This is a genomic window from Geopsychrobacter electrodiphilus DSM 16401 (assembly GCF_000384395.1).
In the GTDB taxonomy this organism is placed as follows: Bacteria; Desulfobacterota; Desulfuromonadia; order Desulfuromonadales; family Geopsychrobacteraceae; genus Geopsychrobacter; species Geopsychrobacter electrodiphilus.
The window spans coordinates 2,887,794-2,910,877 of the sequence record NZ_ARWE01000001.1; the positions used below are offsets into that span (position 1 = coordinate 2,887,794).

At 55.0% G+C, this 23,084-nt stretch carries 23 protein-coding genes; 7 read left to right on the plus strand and 16 right to left on the minus strand.

What is annotated here, in order from left to right:
• Positions 1–155 precede the first annotated feature (155 nt).
• The 9 genes from D888_RS24785 to queF form a co-directional block, all read right to left on the minus strand.
• Positions 156–290, minus strand: coding sequence for a hypothetical protein (locus tag D888_RS24785; RefSeq protein ID WP_020677138.1), 135 nt, complete (start codon positions 288–290; stop codon positions 156–158).
• A gap of 199 nt (positions 291–489) precedes the next feature.
• A complete protein-coding gene (gene aceA, locus D888_RS0113735; protein ID WP_020677139.1) occupies positions 490–2,745 on the minus strand; it encodes an isocitrate lyase ICL2 in 2,256 nt (751 codons plus the stop codon).
• 16 nt (positions 2,746–2,761) lie between these two features.
• Positions 2,762–4,678: an aldolase/citrate lyase/malate synthase family protein gene (locus tag D888_RS0113740; protein WP_020677140.1), complete on the minus strand. Its 1,917-nt coding sequence runs from the start codon at positions 4,676–4,678 to the stop codon at positions 2,762–2,764.
• 166 nt (positions 4,679–4,844) lie between these two features.
• Positions 4,845–6,023 (minus strand): pyridoxal-phosphate-dependent aminotransferase family protein, encoded by a 1,179-nt coding sequence (locus D888_RS0113745; RefSeq protein WP_020677141.1) that lies wholly within the window; start codon positions 6,021–6,023, stop codon positions 4,845–4,847.
• 611 nt (positions 6,024–6,634) lie between these two features.
• A complete protein-coding gene (locus D888_RS0113750) occupies positions 6,635–8,149 on the minus strand; it encodes an SDR family oxidoreductase (RefSeq protein ID WP_020677142.1) in 1,515 nt (504 codons plus the stop codon).
• 109 nt (positions 8,150–8,258) lie between these two features.
• Positions 8,259–9,722 (minus strand): cryptochrome/DNA photolyase family protein, encoded by a 1,464-nt coding sequence (locus D888_RS0113755; protein ID WP_020677143.1) that lies wholly within the window; start codon positions 9,720–9,722, stop codon positions 8,259–8,261.
• On the minus strand, positions 9,715–10,668 hold the full coding sequence (locus D888_RS0113760; RefSeq protein WP_020677144.1) for a YbgA family protein: 954 nt from the start codon (positions 10,666–10,668) through the stop codon (positions 9,715–9,717). Before D888_RS0113760 ends, D888_RS0113755 begins: the two co-directional genes overlap by 8 nt.
• 321 nt (positions 10,669–10,989) lie before the next feature.
• The gene (gene sthA / locus D888_RS0113765; protein WP_020677145.1) at positions 10,990–12,390 is read right to left on the minus strand and encodes a Si-specific NAD(P)(+) transhydrogenase; all 1,401 of its coding nucleotides are present in this window, start codon (positions 12,388–12,390) and stop codon (positions 10,990–10,992) included.
• A 116-nt stretch (positions 12,391–12,506) separates the two neighbouring features.
• Entirely contained in the window at positions 12,507–13,328 is an 822-nt protein-coding gene (gene queF, locus D888_RS0113770; protein ID WP_020677146.1) for an NADPH-dependent 7-cyano-7-deazaguanine reductase QueF, read from the minus strand.
• Between the two features lie 149 nt (positions 13,329–13,477).
• Here queF and D888_RS0113775 point away from each other — a divergent pair, with 149 nt between their 5' ends.
• Together D888_RS0113775 and ppnP are read left to right on the plus strand one after the other, a co-directional pair.
• Positions 13,478–13,657 carry a hypothetical protein gene (locus tag D888_RS0113775; protein ID WP_020677147.1) on the plus strand — a complete coding sequence of 60 codons (180 nt, stop codon included), beginning with the start codon at positions 13,478–13,480 and terminating at the stop codon, positions 13,655–13,657.
• A 71-nt stretch (positions 13,658–13,728) separates the two neighbouring features.
• Entirely contained in the window at positions 13,729–14,043 is a 315-nt protein-coding gene (gene ppnP, locus D888_RS0113780) for a pyrimidine/purine nucleoside phosphorylase (RefSeq protein WP_020677148.1), read from the plus strand.
• Positions 14,044–14,091: 48 nt separating this feature from the next.
• On the opposite strand, the gene D888_RS0113785 is transcribed toward ppnP, so the two are convergent.
• From D888_RS0113785 to D888_RS21725, 3 genes are all read right to left on the minus strand, one after another.
• A complete protein-coding gene (locus tag D888_RS0113785) occupies positions 14,092–14,526 on the minus strand; it encodes a CBS domain-containing protein (RefSeq protein ID WP_020677149.1) in 435 nt (144 codons plus the stop codon).
• Positions 14,527–14,646: 120 nt separating this feature from the next.
• Positions 14,647–15,435, minus strand: coding sequence for an ABC transporter permease (locus tag D888_RS0113790; protein ID WP_020677150.1), 789 nt, complete (start codon positions 15,433–15,435; stop codon positions 14,647–14,649).
• The gene (locus tag D888_RS21725) at positions 15,432–16,109 is read right to left on the minus strand and encodes an ABC transporter ATP-binding protein (RefSeq protein WP_169513289.1); all 678 of its coding nucleotides are present in this window, start codon (positions 16,107–16,109) and stop codon (positions 15,432–15,434) included. The genes D888_RS0113790 and D888_RS21725 overlap by 4 nt, the downstream gene beginning before the upstream one ends.
• A 303-nt stretch (positions 16,110–16,412) precedes the next feature.
• Between D888_RS21725 and D888_RS0113800 the strand changes: the two genes are divergently transcribed.
• From D888_RS0113800 to D888_RS0113820, 5 genes are all read left to right on the plus strand, one after another.
• Positions 16,413–16,613, plus strand: coding sequence for a cold-shock protein (locus D888_RS0113800; RefSeq protein ID WP_020677152.1), 201 nt, complete (start codon positions 16,413–16,415; stop codon positions 16,611–16,613).
• A gap of 84 nt (positions 16,614–16,697) precedes the next feature.
• A complete protein-coding gene (locus D888_RS0113805; protein ID WP_020677153.1) occupies positions 16,698–17,996 on the plus strand; it encodes an MFS transporter in 1,299 nt (432 codons plus the stop codon).
• Complete coding sequence (locus tag D888_RS0113810) at positions 17,993–18,496, plus strand: shikimate kinase (RefSeq protein ID WP_020677154.1); 504 nt, start codon at positions 17,993–17,995, stop codon at positions 18,494–18,496. The genes D888_RS0113805 and D888_RS0113810 overlap by 4 nt, the downstream gene beginning before the upstream one ends.
• Before the next feature lie 38 nt (positions 18,497–18,534).
• Positions 18,535–18,963, plus strand: coding sequence for a hypothetical protein (locus tag D888_RS0113815; protein ID WP_020677155.1), 429 nt, complete (start codon positions 18,535–18,537; stop codon positions 18,961–18,963).
• 78 nt (positions 18,964–19,041) lie between these two features.
• A complete protein-coding gene (locus D888_RS0113820) occupies positions 19,042–19,815 on the plus strand; it encodes a DUF4350 domain-containing protein (RefSeq protein ID WP_026362398.1) in 774 nt (257 codons plus the stop codon).
• A gap of 22 nt (positions 19,816–19,837) precedes the next feature.
• On the opposite strand, the gene D888_RS0113825 is transcribed toward D888_RS0113820, so the two are convergent.
• The 4 genes from D888_RS0113825 to mltA all read right to left on the minus strand — a co-directional run bounded on the left by D888_RS0113825 (position 19,838) and on the right by mltA (position 23,022).
• Complete coding sequence (locus tag D888_RS0113825) at positions 19,838–20,290, minus strand: YaiI/YqxD family protein (RefSeq protein ID WP_020677157.1); 453 nt, start codon at positions 20,288–20,290, stop codon at positions 19,838–19,840.
• Between the two features lie 79 nt (positions 20,291–20,369).
• Entirely contained in the window at positions 20,370–20,765 is a 396-nt protein-coding gene (locus D888_RS0113830; RefSeq protein WP_020677158.1) for a TM2 domain-containing protein, read from the minus strand.
• The gene (locus tag D888_RS0113835) at positions 20,762–21,853 is read right to left on the minus strand and encodes a TlpA family protein disulfide reductase (RefSeq protein WP_020677159.1); all 1,092 of its coding nucleotides are present in this window, start codon (positions 21,851–21,853) and stop codon (positions 20,762–20,764) included. The genes D888_RS0113830 and D888_RS0113835 overlap by 4 nt, the downstream gene beginning before the upstream one ends.
• A gap of 23 nt (positions 21,854–21,876) precedes the next feature.
• Positions 21,877–23,022, minus strand: a complete 1,146-nt coding sequence (gene mltA / locus D888_RS0113840) for a murein transglycosylase A (protein ID WP_020677160.1) — start codon at positions 23,020–23,022, stop codon at positions 21,877–21,879.
• Between the last annotated feature and the right edge of the window lie 62 nt (positions 23,023–23,084).

Consider the following 23,084-nt stretch of genomic DNA (forward strand, 5'->3'; position numbering starts at 1 on the left):
CAAGCAGACAAACTAAGCCATGAAGTTTCCAGATTTTGACCGCCTCTCTGCCTCAGGCGGGAGCCCTGTCGTGCTTCTCCCCGTGCGAGAGAGTTAACCATTCGGAAAATATCGCCGAGGCCGTCCTGATGAGAGGCTGGAGGTCGCACCCCGGATTACCCCTCCGCGCGTTGAATCAGCCTCATCGTACTGGCAGGATAGCGCTCGCCGTAAAAATCTGACATCCCCATACAGCCCAGTCCCTGGGCTGAGACACTCAACCCCTGACTCCCCAAATTTCTCCGTTTCATAATTTTTCTCCCGCTGATTTTTTTTAGTCCTGTGGCTAAGAATACCAGTGTACTCTGCTTGACGGATGGTTTCGTGGCTCACCTATGAAATGCGCTGAACAGGGGTTCGAACCCGCACGTCCGCCGAGGTCGTAAAAAAAAGGGCATCCACTTCTGGATGCCCCTTTTCATATCGGCACGCTCAAGGGTTCGATCCCCCTCAGGCCTTGGCAATGAGTTTGGCTAACGCCTCACTCTCCGGTTTGACCAGCTCCTTCACGCAGTCGGCGTTGACCTGGGCGACGATAATCTCGCCCACCTCCGTCCGAATATCCCCATAAAGCCCCAGCGCGCGCATCCCCTCGGCCTGCAGCTGATTATCCTCAGTCGGGGTGACGTAGTGAACCGAAACCGCCTTGTAGCGATGGATAAGGAAAAGCGAGATCAAGGTCATCAGGCGCTTCTGGCGAAAGTCTTCGCTGAAGGTGTTCTGATCGCGAATCGACAGCATATTGCGCAGGCGCCGGTCCTGGAGTACGGCGAAGATGATATTGGCCATTTTGTTATCTTTATTGTCGACCAGGGTCAGCTCCAGCAGTTCCGAGCCGGCGGTGTGCGGCCGCAGGATAACCCGCAGCTTGCCGTCCAGGTTGTAATGGCCAGCCCATTGTTTGAGCCAGTTTTCCAGTCGCCGCGGTGGAACTTCGGTCTCGATCAGGTGCTGGAACTGGGTCGAACCCTTACCCATCGCCTTGGTGGTCGCAGTGCCGCCGGTGGTCGCCATGAGTCCGGCGTCAGAGCGCGGGCCGCCGACGTAGGTCTGCGGCGTCTTGTAGGGAGAGTCGATCAGGCGCAGCTTACGTTGCAGACGGGCCAGCGCCAGCATACCGTCTTCCTTGAGCGCCCGGGCAAACTCTTCGCCAGCCAGGCCGTCGACCTGATGTCCGCCGTAGGTGATGAAGTTGAAGACAAAACCGAGCTTGCCGATCTCGACCGGAAAGTTGCGCATCTCCTCCTCGCTCATACCGGTCGAATCCCAGTTGAAGGAGGGGGACAGGTTGTAGGCCATCATCTTGTCAGGATAAACCGCGCGGATCGCATCAGAGAAGATTTTGGCATCATGCAGATCGGCGGTCTTGGTCTCCATCCAGATGATATCGGCAAAGGGCGCCACGCCGAGGGATTTGGCAATCGCGTAGGAGATACCGCCGCGGACCTGATAATAACCTTCAGGGGTGCGCGCAATATCGCAGTTCCAGATGATGTTGAACCCCAGAGAACGGGCCTTCTCTCGCGCCTCGACAAAAGACGCGGTCTCGACGAAGGCATGCCACTCGTCGACGGTCATAGCGATCTCGGCCCCTTCATCGATATGAAAGGCCATGACATCAGCGACCGCCTCGCCGTAGGTCTTGAGGCTGGCCTCCATCTGCCAGAGTTCAAGCAGACGGGTCGAGGCATCATCAAGAGCCGCTGTGATCGCTGCGGTACTCCGGTTGGACATCGCCTTGATTCTGGCCTTGATTTCGGTCGTGAGGCCGATCTTGTCGAGCCAGGCATCGGCTTCGGCGTAAGCCTCATCCGAAATGCGGTACATCAGGTGGCCGTTGATCTCCGCCACTCCCCCGGTATGGAACTGGCGCATGACGGCCAGAAAAGCGGTCTTGTAGTTAGGGATGTTGGTACTGGTCGCACCGAGGATGAAGCGCTGATCTCGTTCGTCGCCACGTCCGTCGAGAAAGGTCGCCGCCTCGGCATCGGTGCGCGCGACGATGATCCCCGGCACCTTCATGACGTCGAGTTGAAAGCGTGCGGCGTTGAGGCGCTTGATCTGTTCATCGACCGGCACCAGCACCTTGCCGGCCTGATGCCCGCATTTCTTGACCCCCGGTTTCTGATCTTCAATATGGTAACCCGGCACCCCGACCTCGGCAAAACGCCGGATCAGGTTGCGTACGTGGGCGTCGCCGCCGTGGCCGGTATCGGCGTCGGCAATAATAAAGGGGCGATAATCGATGGCGGGGGTCTCCTTGCGCTCCTGTTCGGTCATACGCAGGCGCAGATAATACTGATTGCGATCGGCCGCCATCAGGGCACGCACCAGGGGCGCGGCCTCATCGGGCACCTGACTTAAAGGGTAACTGGCCAGGTCGGGCCCCGGATCTTCATTGATTGAACCCTTGGCCGAAGTCGCCCAGCCACCCAGATAGATCCCCTCGATCCCCATGCGCTTGATCGTCACCGCCTGACCGGGTGAATAAGGACCAAAGGTGGTGATCGATTTCCCCGCCTTGAACAGTTCACGCAGGCGCTGGTGAAAAGCCTCCGCAGCATCGCGCGCGATGGTGTAATCAACCGCGATCGTGCCGCGTTGCTCGACCACCTGATCGGCGGTAAACAGCCGTAAAATCCCTGCGAACCGCGGACTATTGAACCAGTCGCGGGTGGCCTTGACCTCTTCAGAAAATGTGCTCATGCTTCCCTCCTCTTTCCTAACGGCACGCAGCCGATATGGTGTCAAGATTTTCGGTGATGCGCACGCCCGTATTTTTGTAGGCGTCCAGATACTGAGCGATCCGCTGCCGGGCAACCCCGAGATCCTCATTGTTGAGATTGATATTCAGCAGATCGATATACCAGGGCGCTTTGACCGGATCGAGGACATAAGCTTCAACAATGGCGCGCGCAATCGGCAGGGTCGTGATCTTGGAGGCATCGTAGACGTCACGGTTATTCGCCGCGAGGAGCTTGGCGTATTCCTCTTCGAGCAGACGGTTGAAAATCTCAAGGTTGAAAACGTCACCGGCTTTGAGTCCGCTTTCGGTATCATCTTCAGTCAGCGCGGCGCCTTTGTGGATCCATTCCCACAGAATGCTCAGGCGTATCTCGCCGGTCGCCATATCTTCCATCAGATAGAGGATGTCATCGTTGCCGAAAAAGTCGGCCGGTTTAAGCGCCGCCGCCTGCATCCCCTGACCGAAGGCGTTGCCATACTGCAGCGCCACACTCAAAAGGTTGCGTGCGCCGCGTACGGTGCGTGGCGCAGGTTCCAGCAGGGTCAGGCCAGCGGCATCCTCAGCCGTGTAGCCGAGCGGCGCAAAATTGCGCCCGAGCTGGTTCGCCTCACCGACCACTTCCCAGACCGGGCGGATGATATGCGCCATCTTCCAGTGCGCAATCCACTTGCCACTGGCCCCCTCACGCTGCTCGCGTTCGGCGCCGGCCTTGGCCTTTTTCATGCTGCTCGCGACGCCTTCTTTTGAACCGACCGGAATATTCGGCTCCATCCCCCCCTGCCAGAGGGCAAAGTTGCCTTTGGCGTCCGGAGTGTTCACCGCGCGGCGCACGCGATCTTCGTAGTTGCGCATGTAGCCGTAAGTCATGACGATCGATTCGATGTTGGGATTGACAAAGTCCATGTCCCAGCTGGTGGCGTCGGAGACGCTGTTGATGTAGTCCCAGCGACCGGTGTTGAAACCGACGAAATGCAGACCCAGAGCCGCGCGAATCTCCATCAGCTGGAATGTCTGCTCCAGCTGTTCGACCAGCACGTAGACCTTGATCGTACCTTCAGCCAGACTCAGATGCCCTTCGAGGGCGGTCAGCATCCGGCTCCAGAAACCGGCCTCTTCGGCGGTCTGAATTTTGGGCAGGTAGAGAACGATGGAGGAACCGTCCTTGAGCAGATTCTTATAGTTATTGACCACATAGAGGCACATGTCGACGGCGGAGGCGGAGAGCGACTGGCCATCCACGCGGATATGCCGGTCGTCCAGGTGCAGTCCGCGCGCACGGAAGATTTTGGTCGTGAAGTCGAGTTGACTTCGCCAGTCGGCGATGATCTCGCGGCCGAAGAACTCACGCGCCCAGGCGTTCATTTCAACGGCGACCTGTTCGGCTACTTCATAAAAGAGAGGATCACGGGCGATGGCCAGCTTGAGGCTGCGCTGGTTGTCAAGGGACATGGTGGTGATCTGACCCAGGGCATCCTCACCGTCAAACATCCAGCCGTCGGCACCCGAGAGCAGGGCATAGGCGACATTCCTCAGGTTCGCCTTGACCGGGGAGTTCGGCTTGGCGGCCGGACCCGTTCCCTGAATCCACTGCCGTTGCAGGTCATGGGGGATAACGGCGCCAACAAACTTGCCATCCCGCGCATCCTGGACCCGAATACCGGTCCCCTGAATGACAGCATCAGGGGCAAGAAAACCGATAGCTTTGCGCTCCTTGATGCGTGCGGTACGGCGCTTGGTGCGCTCCATCATCAGACGCTTCTGTTCAGCGTTGAACTGCGACATGAAGGTCAGGGCGACAAGTGCTTCCGGTGTGTAGATGTCGGCATAGTCTGCCGCCAGATTGTCCCGGATCTGCAGCTGCGGGTCGCCGTTGGTCTTTGCTGTGGTCCTCATCGGGTCCTCCCCCTGCTACGATGAACGTCGGTTCACCGTAGGCTGTATGTGGTGGCTTTGATATATGACTATTTTGGTCATTTAATCCGTTGAAGGTCTCTAAGTCAATACATTCCTAAAATTATGTTTAATTTTATTTTAGATTGCCCCCCGAAGAGCTACAAAATTAACCCAGAGCCTTCTGCATGGCAGACAACGCGACCCCTGATGTAATATCGGCGCCCATGTCGCTCAACACCGCTTCGAGTGCGCCGATACACAGCAAGATATTCTCCGCCCGGCTGGAGTGCCCCATCAGGCCGATGCGCCAGACCTTGCCGGCCAGGGCACCGAGACCGGCACCGATCTCCAGGTTGTATTCACCCAACAGACGACCGCGCACCACTGCCTCATCAACCCCGGCGGGAATAGTCACGGCGTTCAACTGCGGGAGGCGTTCCCCCTCTTTGACGATAAACTTCAGCCCCATGGCCTCCAGTCCCGCCCTGAGCGCCAGATGGTTCTTGTGATGTCGCGCCCAGGCGTTTTCCAACCCCTCTTCCTGCAGCATCAGCAACGACTCATGCAGGGAATAGAGGGCGTTGATCGGGGCGGTATGATGATAGGCGCGCCGGGTTCCGCTGCCCCAATAGCCCATGACCAGGGTCAGGTCCAGAAACCAGCTTTGCACCCTGGTTTTGCGAGTGAGGATCTTCTCCTGCGCACGCTCGTTGAAGCTCACCGGCGACAAACCCGGCGTGCAGGAGAGACATTTCTGTGAACCGGAGTAGATAGCGTCGATCCCCCACTCATCCACCTTGAGCGGGGTGCCGCCCAGCGAGGTCACGGCGTCAACGATGGTCAGGCAGTCATGCGCATGCGCCAGCGTGACCAGCGCGGCGACATCCGACTGGGCCCCGGTCGATGTTTCGGCCTGGACCATGGCGATAATTTTCGCATCGGGATGCGCCTTCAGCGCTTCCTCGAGTTTGCCGATATCAATCGCTTCGCCCCAGGTATCCTCCACCAGCACTGCGACGCCACCGCAACGTTCGACATTCTCCTTCATTCGCCCGCCGAAGACGCCGTTCTGACAGACGATGACCTTGTCCCCCGGCTCGACCAGATTAACGAAACAGGTCTCCATCCCGGCGGAACCGGGCGCAGAAACCGGCATGGTCAATGCGTTTTTGGTCTGAAAGGCGTACTGCAATAATTCCTTCAATTCATCCATCAGGCGGATAAATTCAGGATCGAGGTGTCCAATGGTCGGACGCGAAAGCGCCTCCAGGATACGGGGATGAACATCAGAGGGACCCGGTCCCATCAGGGTGCGGACAGGAGGATTAAATGATTTAACGGACATGTGATGACCCCTTTTTAAGTGAAAACGTTGGAATTAGTATCCATACAGGAAGGCTGAAAGTCGGTTTAAATATCACAAAAAATACTATCCTATCCGCTCAAAAGAACAACACCGTGAAATCCGGAAATTTGATTTTACAAAATTTAAAGCAGATAAAATATTAGATTTGCGGAATTATAACCAATAAAGTGATAGTTATCAATAAAGAGATGAAACAGATTTACTGTCGAACAGGGTGCTTTAAGTCTCCAGGTGAAACAAGGGAGGGAGTCAGCGCAACCGGTGAGGCGGTCCTGACAGTTGTAATCAGGTTGGGCCGAGACGGTCAGAAACCCTGCTCAGCGAGCCCTTCCCTCTCATCTTGATGCTGGATCATTGTTTATCGTGGTTTGTTTTCCGAGCCCCAAATGGTCCGCCCCGGGCAGGGGATTAGCATTGAATGGTTGATTAATTTTTAGGCGAATAGCTACGAAGGGAAAAGCTGCTGGCCTCGGCCTGAATTATCAACATCAAAGTACCGGGTTACCAACAGGAGCTGTTCAAAACCAAAGCAGCTAACTCGCTGGAGCCCGAGACAGACCATTACTTCTGCAGGCAGCTAGGCATTTATCCTAAAGGAGGATATTTTTATCAATTTTTTCCGGGCCACTGCTAATCGTTTGCCCAGCAGCCTCTGCTATCCCGCGCAACATCCCATTAAAAACATAATGATGAAATGGCATGACGGCATACCAGTAAAGGAGACCGAACAGGCCGCGCGGCAGAAACCGGGCAATCTGCTGCAACTCAGTCTGTCCGTCTGCAAGTCGATTCAGTCTGAAGGAAAGAACTGCTTCCCCCGGTAATTTCATTTCTGCGGAGAGCATCAGGTGCGTGCATTTTTCAACTGCTACCACACGCCAGAAATCGATGACATCTCCCGGAAAAAGTTCAGAGGCGCTTCGTCGTCCCCGGCAGAGTCCAACCCCGCCGCAGATACGATCAATAAAACCGCGAATTTCCCATAACCAGTTTGCATAGTAGTAGCCGACTTCCCCGCCGATGGAACTGACGGCTGGCCAGATGTCTTCCGGCTGGCCATTAAGAACAATTCTTCGGGCATCACTGAAAAGACTGCCGCCGGCCCAGGCCGGGTCGCCGGGGTTACTCCATTCCGCCGGGTGAATTTCCCCCGAATCGGTCCAGGAGGTCTCCACCGTATGCTGTTTAATACGATCGAGTGCAAGGCGGATCGCCTTGCGGGTATCGAAAAGTTCTTGCGGCAAAAGCTCGGCGATTCGGTTCTCCCGGCAAACCACCGGATTACTTAAACCTTCCGCCAGTGGCCGGGCAATTGACGCCGGTACCGGGGTAACCAGGTGGATCCAGTAGGAACTGAGGCGCGGAGTGAGAACCGGAACCGGAATAATCCAGCGCCTCGGCAATCCGGCTTCCTCGGCATAAACTTCCATCAATTGCCGATAGTCGATCACTTCTGGCTGGCCGATATCGAAGGTTCCGCCAACCACATCCTTATGCTCAAGACAACCGAGCAGATAATGAAGAACATTGCGGACCCCGATAGGTTGACAGGGGGTACTCACCCAGCGGGGCGTGATCATCACCGGCAGCCGGTCAACCAGATAGCGGAGGATTTCAAATGAGGCGCTACCGGAACCGATGATCATGGCCGCGCGTAGAATTGTGACAGGGACAGCTCCCTGGCGGAGAATATTGCCGACTTCGGTGCGTGACTGCAGGTGGTGACTCAGCTCACTCTGCTCTTCACCAAGCCCGCTAAGATAAATGATCTGTTCCAGGTTTGCCGCTTCTGCCGCAACGACCATATTCCGGGCTGCGGTGCGATCGGTCACCGAAAAATCTTTCACCTCCGGACTCATCGAGTGAACCAGGTAATAGGCCGCCCGGCAGCCGGCGATGGCTTGAATTAAGGCGTCGGAATCAAGGACATCACCCTTGATGATGCTTAAATTCGGATGCTGTGCCCAGGGACGATCTCTCAGCTTTTCCGGCGCCCGGACCAAAGCACGAACCTGGTAGCCGGAATCCAGCAGCCGAGGGAGAAGGCGACCACCAATGTATCCTGTTGCCCCAGCAACAAATATCGGTTTTGTGCTGACTTCCATTAATGATCTCCAGTCGGAGGTGAGGACCATAGCTATGCAACAAAAAGCAGCCGAAATCTGGTCCAAACAATCGGTTTTGCAGCCGGCTTATGGATAGACCGACAGGTTCCTAGGCAAGATAGCGCTGCAGGTAATTTTTGACCGAAAACTTACGCGCCGTATTCTCCGAAGTCATATAACGTATTTTACCGTATATTGGCCGCTCCGGCCCCCAGGCCCGGTCGTAGCGGCCAAGGCACCAGAAGATGCCACTCACCGAATTGGGATCGCGGCCGTCAAGGGCGTACTTATCATTGAGGGTTAACATGGTCTGCAAGGCAGCCTCGGCATCGCGGCTCCATTCGAGGATTTTTTTCCCCCAGAGCATGCGTAAATAATTCTGCATCCTTCCTTCGCGCAGCAGCTGATTCTGCGCTGCGTTCCAGAGGGGATCCTGGGTTTTCGCCTGTTCGAGCTGTTCCAAACTGTACAGATTGGGGCGTGGATCGTCGCGGTGTCTGGCGAGCGACCTGCGCGCCCAATCGGGGAGAGAATGATACTGATCGTAGTCCGGGCGGTACCGGGCCGCGTTGAAACCGACCTCCCGCCAGGTAAGCAGTTCATCCAGAAAGCCCTCCGCCGCTTCACTCATTCCCCACCAGCCGCTGCGTTTACCCTTGATTTCCGGCCCGAGTTTGCCGACCGACCAGCGCTCCTGCGCGACCAGTTGAGTGAATATCTGATGGCTGGAGATCTGACCAAAATGGAGATAGGGAGAGAGTTCGCTGCTGACCGTTTTTTCCGGTTCGCTGCGTTGAAGATAGTGCGGCAAGCGTTCTTCAAGGAAACGCTGCAGGTAAAAATCGGCTTCCCGCCAGCCACCGAGTTCATCGACGGGTGCAACCTGGTGATCGATGGGCAGTCGGGACAGAACCTCGGGAGCGGCCGCCAGCAATTCGACCGCTGCTGGCGACCAGTGTTGCCTGACCGCATGCGGCAGCGACTCAAGTCGGGGCAGGCTGACGCCGTCAAGGGCATCGCGCTGCGGGAATTCGAATAAATGACCGGGTAGCTGTTTCTGGAGCATGCGGCGAAATGCGTGGGCCGTGGGAAAATCCCTGTCGACCGCACCCAACGGCAACAGGCCGTTGCTGTCGACTGCCTCCAGCCTTACCCTGACCTTGTCTGCCGCAGACTGTAGCATGTGCGGATAGAAGAAACCGGGATGGTCGTCCGCGACGATCAGGCATGCCGCGCCAGCCAGCGCCTCCAGCAAACCCTTCCCCGCACCCTGCCCGGTTTCGACAAAGGGGTAGTAGTGGGCGGCAGTTGTGCCGAAATGGGCGGCATTATCGGCCATGCCGTTCAGAATAAAACGGTGCAGGCGATCACTGGCGTAAGGATAGTCGCAACGCAGGGCTTCTAAAATCAGCAGCGGTTTCTGCCGCTGCCTGGCCTGCTCGACTGCCCGCTGCAGGGCGAAATTATAAAACGGCCGGCGAAATGCGGTCATCCAGTAGAGGATGTAGTCGCCAGTGACATTGGACGGCAGATCATTTAACTGCCGGATGCGCAAGCCTGGTATCTCAGACATGGTTGCGCAGTTTTAACTCAACCGGATGAGGGTTAAGATAGACCTGCTGCCCAAGGTATGGCTGATCGTATTTGCGCACGAAATGATTCAGCAGGGTCAGCGGTACGATCAACGGTATCAGCTGGGTGCGGTAATTTTCAATCAGGGTGATGACCTCCTGCTTTTCATCCGCACTGAGCTGTTTTTTGAAGTAACCGAGAATATGTTGCAGGACGTTGGCATGTTTGGCCACACTGGTTTTCACATGCAAGGCCTTCAGCAACTGTTGCAGATAGTCCCGATAAAGGATATCGACATCCAGATTGCCGGCTTCGGCGATCAGCTTACCCATCTGTCGGTAGCTCTCGACGCTGTGAGCCATAAGCAGATATTTGTGTCGGGTATGGAAATCGATCAGCAGTTTCGCCGATCTCCCCTGCGCCAGCGATGCGCGCCAGCGCTTCAGAACAAAAATCGCTTCGATGAAATTCTCCCGCAAAAGGGGATCATGCAACCGCCCATCTTCCTCGACCGGAAGGAGGGGGAAGTGTGCCATGAAGACTCTGGCGAACAGACCGACGCCGGTCTTGTTCGGCACGCCGTTACGGTCGTATAGACGAACCCGCTCCATACCGCTGCTCGGTGACTTCGACTTGAAGACGAAGCCAGCGAGATCCTCTTTTTCCAGCAGCCTGACCCGTTGCTCTGCCCAGGAGGTCATCCGCTCGGTGATATCTTCACCACTTTTTGAAAACACCAGACGTTGCTCGTCCGGGGTGCCGACCAGACGCAGGGTTTCACGCGGAGTCGGAAGGCCGACTTCGACTTCGGGGCAGACCGGGACATAGTCAACATAGCGACCGAGGGTTTCGGTCAGAAAGCGATCAAGCTGGTGGCTGCCGTCGAAGCGAACTTTTTCACCGAGCAGGCAGGAACTTATTCCAAGGCGGATGGTTTCTGCTGTCATATGGTTTTCTCCTGAATAAACAAGGTCACTCAACAATGCTAACAGAAAACCGTTCCTCCAGCTGATGCCAGCTCCTGGGAATGTAATAAGTAGTACCTGAATAGGCGATTTTGAATGATAAAGCAGAGAGAGTCGGCAGGCATTTTTTTGAACGAGACATTATCCTTAATGCCGAGGTTGAAACGCTGAGGGACTTTATGGCGACGCCGTCCAGATTCCTCTGTTCGGCAAGCAGCGTTGGTTGACGGAAATCAGGCATATCCGTGAGGGAGAATATTTTGTTTATGAACAGCGGATCAAACTTTTGCAGCCCCCTCAAAGTTACAGCCGGTTATAACCATTGAGCGCCGCGACCCGATAGGCCTCGGCCATGGTTGGGTAGTTGAAGGTGGTGTTAATGAAATACTTGACGTTGTTGTGCGGTACAGGCTGGGCCATGATCGCCTGACCGATGTGGAGAATTTCAGCCGCGTTATGACCGAAACAGTGGATGCCGAGGAGTTCGAGCGTCTCGCGATGAAAGAGTAATTTGAGCATGCCCGCCTTGTGCCCGGTGATCTGACCGCGAGCCAGGTTGCGGAAAAAGGCATGCCCCACTTCGTAAGGGACGCACTTCTCGGTCAGCTGGCGTTCGGTTTCGCCCAGACAGCTGATTTCGGGAGTGGTATAGATGCCGGTCGGAATATTGCTGACCAATCGGTCGTCACAGTACCCGTCAACAATGTGTGTCCCGGCGAAGCGTCCTTGATCGTAGGCGGCACTCGCCAGGTTGGGGAAACCGACAATATCCCCAACCGCATAAATATGGGGCTGGACCGTCTGATAGGCGGCATTCACCGCGATGTTGCCGCGATGATCTACCTGAATCCCCAACGCCTCAAGCCCCATCCCGGTGGAATTCCCACTGCGGCCGTTGGCCCAGAGCAGCAAGTCTGATTTGATGACCTTGCCGGTCTTCAGGTGCAGCACCACACCACCGTCAGTCACCTCAACCCGTTCATACTCCTCATTCTGACGGATCAGGATCCCCTGCTCATCACGCATGTGATAGCTGAGGGCATTACTGATCTCTTCATCGAGGAATTCAAGCAGGCGCTCCCGCGTATTAACCAGATTGACCCTCACCCCGAGATCTTTAAACGCTGAAGCGTACTCGCAGCCGATCACCCCGGCGCCGTAAACCGTCATCGTAGTAGGGAGTTCTTTCAACTGCAGGATCGTGTCGCTATCAACCACCCGGGGATGGTCAAAGTCAATGTCGTCCGGCCGATAGGGGTGCGAACCGGTCGCCAGCACGAAATAGTCGGCGGTGAACCGGTTAGGATTGGCGGAGGTATCGCTGATCTCAATGGTATGGGTATCGACAAAGCGGGCCGTCCCATCGATAACCTTGACGTCGTTGCGTAGGTAAAACCCTTCTCGATCGCGAACCTGCTGCCCCACAACTTCGGCCACGGTCGTCAACAGTTCAGCAGCGGTGACCTTGGCCTGCTGGCTGCGATTAAACAGGCGGCTGCTCTTCTGTTCGGCGTACTGCTGCACCAGATGAATAATCGTTTTGCTCGGGATCGTCCCCGAATGCGTGCAGCCCCCCCCGACAAAGGAGTCTCTTTCGACTATGGCAACCGACTTGCCGGACTTGGCGAGCTTGATCGAAGCCCCTTCACCTCCAGGGCCGCTGCCAATAACAATGACATCAAAGTGCGTCTTCGGCGTTTCCATCTTGAAATCTCGTCTCTGATTGCTTAAAACTTTGCCCGCGATCTGTTGATCGGGGAGGGTATCGCCAAATATGGATCAATTACCATGGTGACAAGCTGTCCAGCCAACAACTAAGCTTACTGTCGCACCAGGCGCAGGATACGTGGTTCGTGACAACAGTTGGTGCGAAAGGGGTTGATATCCAGACCGCCACGCCGCGTATACCAGGCTTGCACGCTGAGCTCCCGTGGTCGACAGGTCCGTTGAAGGTCAACAAAGATCCGCTCGACACACTGTTCATGAAATTCGTTGTGCTGACGAAAGGAGATCAGATACCGCAGCAGAGCCTCGCGGTCGATCCTGGCCCCGGAATATTCAATAAGAATTGAACCCCAGTCGGGTTGATTGGTCACCAGACAATTACTCTTGAGCAGGTGACTGTGCAGAATTTCGCTGACCTGATTGTCGGCATCAGCCTTCAGCCCTGCGGGTTGCAGCTGATAGTTATCGATGTGCAGATCTAGGTCATCCAGACAATCTCCGGGCAGGGAATCAAGCTGGCTCCCGGCGGTGCTCAGTCTCAACAACTCTACCCGGACCGGTGCGCCGCTGACGGCGGAAAGATCTGTCGTCAGGGTCCGTTGTACCTTATCCCAACTATCGATAGAGGTCTGATTAAAGGAATTGAGGTACAGCTTGAACGACTTCGATTCAATTAAAAAAGGGGATTCACAAGCGAAGAAAAACCGCGCCATGGCAACCTGCGGCATCCCCTTGAGGTTCAGCCAGGAGAGTTCATAGCCGTTCCACAAATCACCACCGGAAAAAGGGAGGCTGCCCTCTACGCCGATTTCATCGCGCTTGACCTGTCGCGGAAAGGGACAGAGCAAAGCGGGATCATATTGCGAGATATAGGCAGTCGCTTTGCCGAGGGGGATATTGTTCGGGTAATCACTCAAGACAGCTCTTCTTTCGTACAATTTAGGGGGAGCAGCAGTTTCCGTCAGCAGGCCTGTTTTTGTCAATCGACAGGCCGATCTTCTGTCTCGGCTTGACCAGGATGAGGCGCCATCGGCTATAGTGAAAATTATAGCAAAGGAGGCTGCGCATGAGCGATGATCACTGCCCAACCCCGAAGATGCACCCCAAGCATCTGTGCAAATTGAAAAAGCTGGGTCAAGCTGAAGAACTCAGGGCGCGCAACAACACACCGACCGTAACCTGCGACAAGTGTGGTGCCCGGGGCAATCAACCCGAAGATGTTTGTCGTCCGCAATCAGGCAGATAAACCAGAAGCTGTTTCAGCAAACTTCAACCTGGGCCATTATCTGCCCTTTACCACGAAGTAAGAGGTCCTCCATGAAGAAATTCAAGCAGGTTAATGTCATCAAAAAAGCAAACATTTATTTCAACGGCAAGGTCACCAGCCGCACCCTTGTTTTCGATGATAGCTCCATCAAGACCCTCGGCATTATGCTGCCGGGAGAGTATCTCTTCAACACCGACAGTAAAGAAGTTATGGAGATCCTGTCGGGAGACCTTGAGGTCCTGCTACCGGATGATGACAACTGGATAACAGTGACAAGCGGGGGATCGTTCGAAGTACCTGCGCAATCCAAGTTTGAGCTGAAGGTCAAAACCATTACCGACTACTGTTGTTCCTTCGTTGTCTAACCACCACCGCCGGGTGAGGACAGCCTGTCTTCACCCGGCGGAATGAATTCAACCACCTTTGATGTAGTTTTCCAGCTGACCGATAATAAACTCTTTTTCGGCGATTGAAGCCTTGACCAGATCGCCGATTGAAATCAAGCCGACCAGCTTGTCAGCCTCCATAACCGGCAGATGACGACAACGCTTTTCGGTCACCAGCGCCATACATTCCTCAACTGTCTGTTCAGGACGGGTGTAATAAATATCTCGCGTCATGATCGCGCGCACCTTGGTCATCGGCGAAGAAAGCCCGTGCAGTACGACCTTGCGCGCGTAATCACGCTCAGAGAGCATCCCGACCAAACTTCCGGAATCCATCACCATGAGCGCCCCGACATCTTCCTGTGCCATCAGCGCGAGGGCGCTCAGCACAGTGGCATCGGCCTCAACGCTATACATGATCCCCCCCTTGCTACGCAGAACATCTCTGACAGTTTTGACCATGGCAAGCTCCTTTAGTTTGGCAACGGCTCAATTTGATTACAGTTTATCGAAGAGAGTGGCCATGTCAATGTCCCGCGTTTCACCTGACGCTGGCATCTCCGAAAACCCTGACAAAGCAACTCAGGATTTAAACAGACCCCGATCGAGCATCCCGAATGCGTTGAAGTTACGCCCGATCGTCAGACGGATCGCCAGCACCACGGCCAACGCCGTGCCACTGAAAATGGCAAGCATAATCGCGATCTGATACTTGATGGCGGTCATCGGATTTCCGCCGCCCAGAATCACACCAGTCATCATGCCAGGCAGGGCAACCAGACCGATAGTCGAAATGGTCGCGATGGTTGGAGCCAGAGCCGCGCGGCAGGCCTCACGCATAAAGGGGAACAGGGCTTCGCTCTGACTCGCCCCCTGAGAAAGTTCGAGCTGATAGAGCTTCTCTTTTTTACGCAGTCCTGTGTAAAAGCTCTGCAGGCCGATAATATCGGCGCGCAGGCAATTTCCCAGAATCATGCCGCAGATCGGGACCAGATACTGGGCCTGCAGCGCCGCCTCGCGCTGGAGGATGAAAAAAACGAAAAACAACAACGGCACCAGAGTGCCGACCAACAACGCCACAAAAAGCCCCCCGGCCAGACGCTTGAGATGCAGATGGCAGCCCTGGGCAATCGAGACATCCGCAACCAGAACCATGATCAGCACCCAGGCCGCCGTCACCCAAAGGCTGTTCAAGGTAAACACAAACTGCAGATAAAAGCCGACGAACAGCAGTTGCAGGGTCATCCGTATCACCGCCAGCAAGGCTTCACCGAAGAGGGGGATCCGTAGCCAGAGGATTACACCCAAGGGGATGATCAGGAGCAGATAACTGATCGCCAGATGTGCCGTGCTGATATCCAGTGTCGTCATACGGTCTCCGGGGCTGTCGATCGCAGCTCAAGCGTTGCGGCGGAAAACCCGGCCCACTCACGCTCATGCGAAACGGCAAGAATTGTCAAATCTCGGCGCGCGACCATGAGTTCAACCATCGCCTGGCTGGCGGCCGGATCAAGTGCCGAGGAAGCTTCATCCAGCAACAGAATTTCACGTTGAAGGAGCAGCGCCGACACCATTGCAATTCGCTGTTTTTCGCCGCCCGAAAGCTGTTGGGCCTCCCGCTCCAGGAGATCATGTGGCAACAGGAGCTGGTCGAATAAGGAGGGGAGCAGCTCAAGATTTTTTTGCAGATGCCGATTGACCCGAAAGCTAAAAGGTCGCGCCAGCAGATCGCGCACCCGTCCTTCTGCCAGCTCGGGTTCCTGGGCGACATAAGCCATGCGGGTGCGCAGAGCCCAGACCGAGTGGTGATTCAGATTCTGTCCAAAAACCCGTATCTGACCCGTGGTTGGCTGGATATAGCCAAGGAGACACCTGAGCAGGCTCGACTTGCCGCACCCCGAGGGTCCGCGCAGGACAAGTCGCTCTCCTGCCCAAAGCTTAAAGCTCAGCCCGGTGAAGAGTTGATGGCCTGAGAATGCAAGAGTCAAATTTTCAATATCCAGCGCGGCCACCGTCACTTCAATCTCCCGACTCTCTGTATGCACAGAGTTTAAACAATACAAGCAGAAGGACAATCAACTCCCCTGATATTTAAGCACTTATACACCTTGTCAAAAATTTTAAATACTCGGCAGAAACCAAACAAAAACACTTGCTTTTGTCAAGAATGCCATGATAAAGAGAATTAACTTTAGAACTCCGTGCAGGTGTTGGATACGTAAACACACAGGTTGTCTGATGGTTTGAAACTACTTCGACTCTGTTCGTCAAAGTGGTTTTGTTTAATCTCCAGCCCCCCTGCACGGCACCGGTTCCGACAGAAACAGGGACACAAAAGGAGCAGTAAAATGGCAGAAGGTACAGTAAAATGGTTTAACGATTCCAAAGGCTTCGGTTTTATTGAACAAGATGGGGGCCCCGACGTCTTTGCCCATTTTTCCGCTATTCAGAGCGAAGGATTCAAGTCCCTCGCCGAAGGCGAGCGCGTCACCTTTGACGTCGTTGAAGGCGGCAAAGGTCCTCAGGCTGCGAACATTCAAAAAGCCTGAGCAGACCGCCAGACAGCTACACAAAAAAGGCCAGGTGCTTTCACCTGGCCTTTTTTCTTGGGGTGAACAAAAGAAGAAACTCAGATGAAATTGCCCACTCTTTGCAACCGAAAAACGATTTCCTACGCGCTGTATGATTGGGGAAATTCAGCGTTCGCCACAACCATAATGGCGGGTTTCTTTCCGGTTTTTTTTAAACAATTCTGGAGCGCTGGGAGTGACGTGACCCTCAGCACTGCCCGCCTTGGGTTCGGGAATGCGGCCGCAGGTCTGTTTCTTGCCCTCCTCGCTCCGATCCTCGGAGCGATCTCTGACCGCGGTATCCATAAAAAACATTTTCTGCTCTTTTTCACCCTGATCGGGGCACTCTTCTCGGCGAGTCTTTTTTTTGTCGGACAGGGAGACTGGCAGCTTGCAGTCATCATCTATATTGCAGGGACCATCTGCTTTATCGGTTCCAATCTGTTTTATGACTCACTGCTGGTGGACGTCGCCGCACCCGAACAACGCAACATGGTTTCGGCCTTCGCCTATTCGGCCGGATATTTAGGCGGTGGTCTGCTCTTTGCTCTGAATGTCGCCATGACCCTGCGTCCCGGTTTTTTCGGCTTAGACGGACCGGCACAAGCTATCCGCATATCATTTTTATCCGTGGGAATCTGGTGGTGCGTCTTCGGCTTGCCGATCCAGTTCGCCGGCATTAGATCTCGGACCTCTGCCCCCCTCAACCTGCGCCTGTTCTCAGCGGCTTTCAAACAACTCGCGGGTACTTTTAGGGAGATTCGTGCCTACCGCTCGATCCTGCTGTTTCTGATCGCCTACTGGTTTTATATCGACGGCGTAAATACCATCATCAAGATGGCTGTTGATTACGGGCTCTCCCTCGGCTTTCATTCCAGTGCTTTGATTACAGCCTTGCTGATCACCCAATTTGTCGGCTTTCCGGCGGCTCTCTTCTTCGGCTGGCTCGCCAAACGGATCGGCCCGATTCGCGCCATCCGCATCGCGATTATTGTCTACCTGGGGGTGACGATATCCGCTGCTTTCATGCGCACAGAACTGGAATTTTATCTGATGGCAATCAGCATTGGCCTGGTCCAGGGTGGGATACAAGCCCTTTCGCGAGCCACTTTCGCCAATATGATCCCCGAAGATAAAAGTGCCGAATTTTTTGGGTTTTATAATATGGTGGGTAAATTTGCAGCGATTATCGGGCCGGCCTTGATCGCCATCACCGGCTTACTTGCGCATAAGGCGGGGCTGGCGGAAACGGTTGCGACTCGGGTCGGGATTTCATCGATTGCCATCATGTTTATTGCGGGCTGGTTTTTCCTGGGCCTGGCCACCGGCCAGAACCCATCTCAGGAAGAGGAGCACTCATGAGAAACAACCTGATTCTGATCGGCATGCCGGGCGCCGGGAAAAGTACCGTCGGAGTCCTGTTAGCCAAACAGCTCGCCCTTGATTTTATCGATACTGATCTGGTCCTGCAGCGTCAGACAGGTCTGCGCCTGCAACAGCTAATCAACCTGCAGGGTTTGCATCGCTTTCGCGCCGCGGAAGAGGCGATGTTAATTTCACTCGATTATACGGATACCCTTATTGCCACCGGCGGTTCGGTTATTTATTCTGCCCCGGGAATGGCCCGGCTGAAAGAGCTGGGTCGCCTGGTGTATTTAAATATCTCCCTCCCGTTGCTGATTCAGAGAATCGCCGACACAGGGGAACGTGGCATCCTTAAGCCGGCGGGGCAAAGTTTTGCGGACCTGTATGCCGAACGTACGCCAATCTACGCCGATTATGCGGACGTCAATATTGATATTGATGGCCTTAGCCCGGAAGCAGTGTTACAAAAGATCGAAAATTGCCTCAAAACAGGCTAAACTATGACTGCAAGTCAACCCGCACCCAAGGCCGTCTGATGCAGAGTGAATTTAACCAGCTGGTCGAATCGGGGATTACCGCTCTCGGCAACGGAGAAACCCAAAAAGCCCTGGCGCTGTTCGAACGTGCCTCCAGAATCGACAGTTCCCCAACCCTGAGTTCGTGTCTCGCTTACTGCATGGCCCGCGAACGCGGGCAGGTCAAGGCAGGACACCGCACCTGTGAAGAATTGATCAATACCGATCCGCAGAATCTTTTCCATTACCTGAATCTCGGGCGGATACTGCTGCTCGAGAACGACCGCAGTGCCGCGATTCAAGCCTTTCGCGCCGGAATCGCTCTGGACCCCCATCCGCAAATCATTCGCGAATTAACGCTGCTCGGCGTCCGCAAAACCCCTCCGATCGCATTTCTTCCCCGTGGCAATATTCTCAATAAACTCCTGGGCCATTTCAGCAACCGTTAACGGACCAGAGGACTTGACATAAGCAGGGATCCCGCTGAACATAGTTGACATCTTTGATCATCTATTTCTGAGGTTAGGATGCGAGAACTTTTTTATATATTGATGGTCCTGTTTCTATGCACTCCCGCATTCGCCAATCAGCCCCGCGTACTCTTTGACCAGGGTCATGGGCAGGTCTTCGTTATTGAACAGGAGACTGGTCTTCATCTGTCGCGACTGGCACGGACCTTCATCGGCGAAGGATTTGAAGTCTCCAGTACGGCCCACCCCCTGACAGCGGGACTGCTCGACAAAACCGACGCGCTGGTCATATCCGGAGCGTTCAGACCCTTCTCCCCCGCTGAAATTGCCGAAATAATCCGTTTCATCAAACGCGGCGGACGCCTGGCGGTAATGATTCACATTGGGCCACCTCTCAAGACCTTGCTCAGGAATTTGGGAGTCGACGTCGCTAACGGCGTGATTCGCGAAGAAGAACAGGCAATTGATCACGAGCCGCTCAATTTCAGGACCAGCCGGCTTGCACCTCACCCCTTAACCCGGGGAATCAAAGATTTCGCGCTCTACGGATGTTGGCCGCTTCGCACGCTTTCGCCAGCAGGAAAGACCTTGGCGTTCAGCAGCAATCGTTCCTGGGTCGATCTGTCAGGCGACAAACGCCTGACTCCGGGTGATGCCGTTCAGGCATTCGGTGTGGTTGTGACATCGAGGATCGGTCAGGGGGAACTGCTGGTTTTTGGGGATGATGCCCTGTTTCAGAACCGTTTTCTCAGCGGCAACAATTTGATCCTGGCAAAAAACCTTGGGCGCTGGCTGGCGGGGGCCCTAAAAGTGCCAGCCCAGGAGATTTAACGTCGCGCGTCTTGCAGCGGTGTTAAGCGCTCAGGGCACGGGTCAGTATCCGATCGAGCTGATTGGCGAAGGATTGGCGATCCGCACTGCTGAAACTGGCCGGCCCGCCGGTTTCAACCCCGTTATTGCGCAACTCTTCCATGAAATTCCGCATGGAAAGCCGCGCCCCGATATTTTCCGGGGTATAAATTTCACCTCGAGGATCGAGCGCAGTCCCGCCCTTTTCGATCACCAGGGAAGCCAGCGGGATATCCGCTGTCACCACCAGATCTCCGGCATCAAGCAAGCGAACGATCTCCGCATCTGCAACATCAGCCCCGGCTCCAACCTGCACAGTGCGGATGTAGCAGGACCTGGGCACCGCAATCGGCTTGTTCGCAACCAGCACCAGTTCCATCTGACGTTTATCTGCAGCGCGGTAAAGCACCTCTTTGATGACCCGCGGACAAGCATCTCCGTCAATCCATATTTTCATTCAACGTCCAAACTTTCATGTGAAGTTTTGCCATAAACTATGGCGATTCAATGGGAACACAACAGAACCCGCCGTCAATTCACCAGCCAACACCCTCTCTGTTCAACTCGGACAGCTGATCATTGAGGGTCCAGTAATCGTAGATGATGCCGAGCAGGAAGACGCCCCCGGTCAGCAGATACACCAGCCCTGTCAACCACTTTTTTTGGTAAAAACGATGTACCCCGAACAGCCCGAGAAAGGTGAGGAGTATCCAGGCCAGATCATAGTTAAGCCCCCCCTGGACAAAGACCTCATCGGCCTTTGCCTGCATCCCAGGAATCAGCAACAGATCAACCAGCCAGCCGATAAAGAAAAACCCCAGGGTGAAAAAATAGATGGTTCCGCTCACCGGGCGCCCGTAATAAAACCGGTGGGCTCCAATGAAGCCGAAGATCCACAACAGGTAACCGACCAGCAAAGAGTGTGATTTCATTTGGTACTCACCTTCAAATATCCAGTAGCTTCAAGTTCTTTAAGCAGCGCTCGTCCCTGATCAAGACTGTTGAAGATAATCGCCGAGGTCATGGTCGCGCGCGAGATGGCATCAACCTGCGGATCAAAATTCCAGTGCTTTTTAAGAGAACCGCCTATCAAGAGCTGACGCATTTTACTACGCTCCTCCGAGTTCCACTCGATGTTGCCGTAACGGGTCAGATGCAGGGGTTCGAAGGCGATCACCTTCCCCTGTACATCGAACAGATAATAAAAATGGACATTGTGGCAAACGTCACAGATGGCCGAACGCGCCAGCACCTCGGCAAACAGCGGGCGCCCCGCGACAATGCCGCGATACACCCGGCGCTTGCTGGGCAAGGTCAACTCTTTAAATTCGCTCAGCGCGCCAAAGGCAGAGAAGCTCTTACGAATCCTTGCGGCCATGAGGTCGGGAGGGAGAAAGGCCTCAACGGTTGTCTCCCCACCTTCGTTATCAATCGGCAGGCTGGAAAACTCCGTTACCGGCAATGCAAGAGTTTCTTTGAGATAGGAAAACAGGTCCGCAATCTCCTTGTCTTCACCCAGATGCGACCCGGCGACGTACCCCTGCTTCCCGCTATCCTTGCGCACGTAGATCGAAAAAGGGGTCGGCCCGCCGCCGACAGCAGCGTGCATCTTGAAACTCAGGTCGGAAACTATCGGAAAATCGACCGCGTAGATATCCACAAAATCTTCAATCTGCTCGGCGTTGTTGCCGACGGCGATACCGAGCATCTTGATCCGGCCACGCGTTTTAGGATCGTTCTGGATCAACGAAAACAGTTTGCCATAAGGGAGGGTCTGCTTTTGGCAGTGCGGACAGAGGACGTTGAGGATTTCCACCAGCACAATTTCCCCGGACACCTGACTGAGGGTGAAGGTCTTGCCTGGAACCAAACCAAGATATGATCGCGCTTCCATGCTCAATGGCTGCGGCAGGGCGATTTCAGGAAAAGGCTCCCCCATGTCGATTCGATGAGCGGCAAATGCGGCCGTTTGTAATAACATCAGGAGCAAGCAGATAAAAAATGTTATTTTTTTCGACATGTCCCACCTCGCTTGATGCAGGTTCAGCGTTTGGAAAGAACCTGAGAATCATCCATTTTATAAGTTTTAGGAAGCAACACCCAGAGCTGCCCCTGGCTCTTCATCCGACCGGCCAGTTCTCCGGCGTCGGCACCCATTCCCCAGAAGAAATCAGCCCGCACACGGCCCTTGATCGCTCCCCCGGTATCCTGCGCCACCATCAGCCGATTCAAAGGTTCGTCACTGTCCGGGCGTTGAGTTGCCAGGAACACCGGCGCTCCGAGAGGGATGGAGCGACGATCGACGGCGAGACTCCGTTCGGCGGTGAGGGGGACTCCCAGGGCGCCCGGCGGCGACTCGACCCCTTCGGGCAGCTCCCGAAAAAAGACATAGCTGGGATTTTCATCCAACAGCTTGCGCCCGGCCTCCGGGTTTTGCGCCACCCAGCTGCGGATATTCTGCATCGACATCTGATCGCGAGTCATCGCGCCCCGCTCGAGCAGCAGCTTGCCGATGGAACGGTAGGGGCGCCCGTTTTGATCGGCGTAATTGAGCATCACTTTCTCGCCATCCGGCAGCAGAATACGTCCGCTCCCCTGAATGTGCAGAAAAAAGAGCTCAACCGGATCGGCGACCCAGAAGAGTTCATTCCCTGCCAGGGGGTTGTTAGCCCCATCGATCTGACCACGATCAAAGTAAGGGACGACGCGATGCCCTTCGACCCGCCCCCGCAGTCGATACCCCGCAAGTTCGGGATAGACGTCAGCCAGGTCAACCGTCAGCAGATCGTCCGGTTGCCGATATAGCGGATATTTGAAATGATCGTCTGGCGTACGGCTCCCTTCGAGTTCAGGGACGTAATAACCGGTGATCGTCCCGCTGTCACTGCCATCTTCATTGATCAGTTGCCAGGGGGTGAAAAAATCTTCAAAGAAGTGTCGCGCCGCCTGCTCATCCGCCGCCGGAATCATCAGGGCTTCATTACAGACCTGAGCCCATTGCTCACGCTTAGCGATGACATTGCAGCTATTCAGGAAGGTCTCCAGAGCGGCCGCTGGAGTCCCCTCCTGCCACAGGGGAAGATCAGCAAAACCGGCAGTGCGCAAGGGGGCTGCGATAGGTGGGGGCACGGGTACCCTGGCGCAACCGGCCAGGAACAATAAAAAAAGACACAAACGGAGCAGTTTCATCAGGTCTCCAGATTAAAGATGCGCGCTCAGTATAGCCAATACGCCCGGTCAGAAGCCAGCCC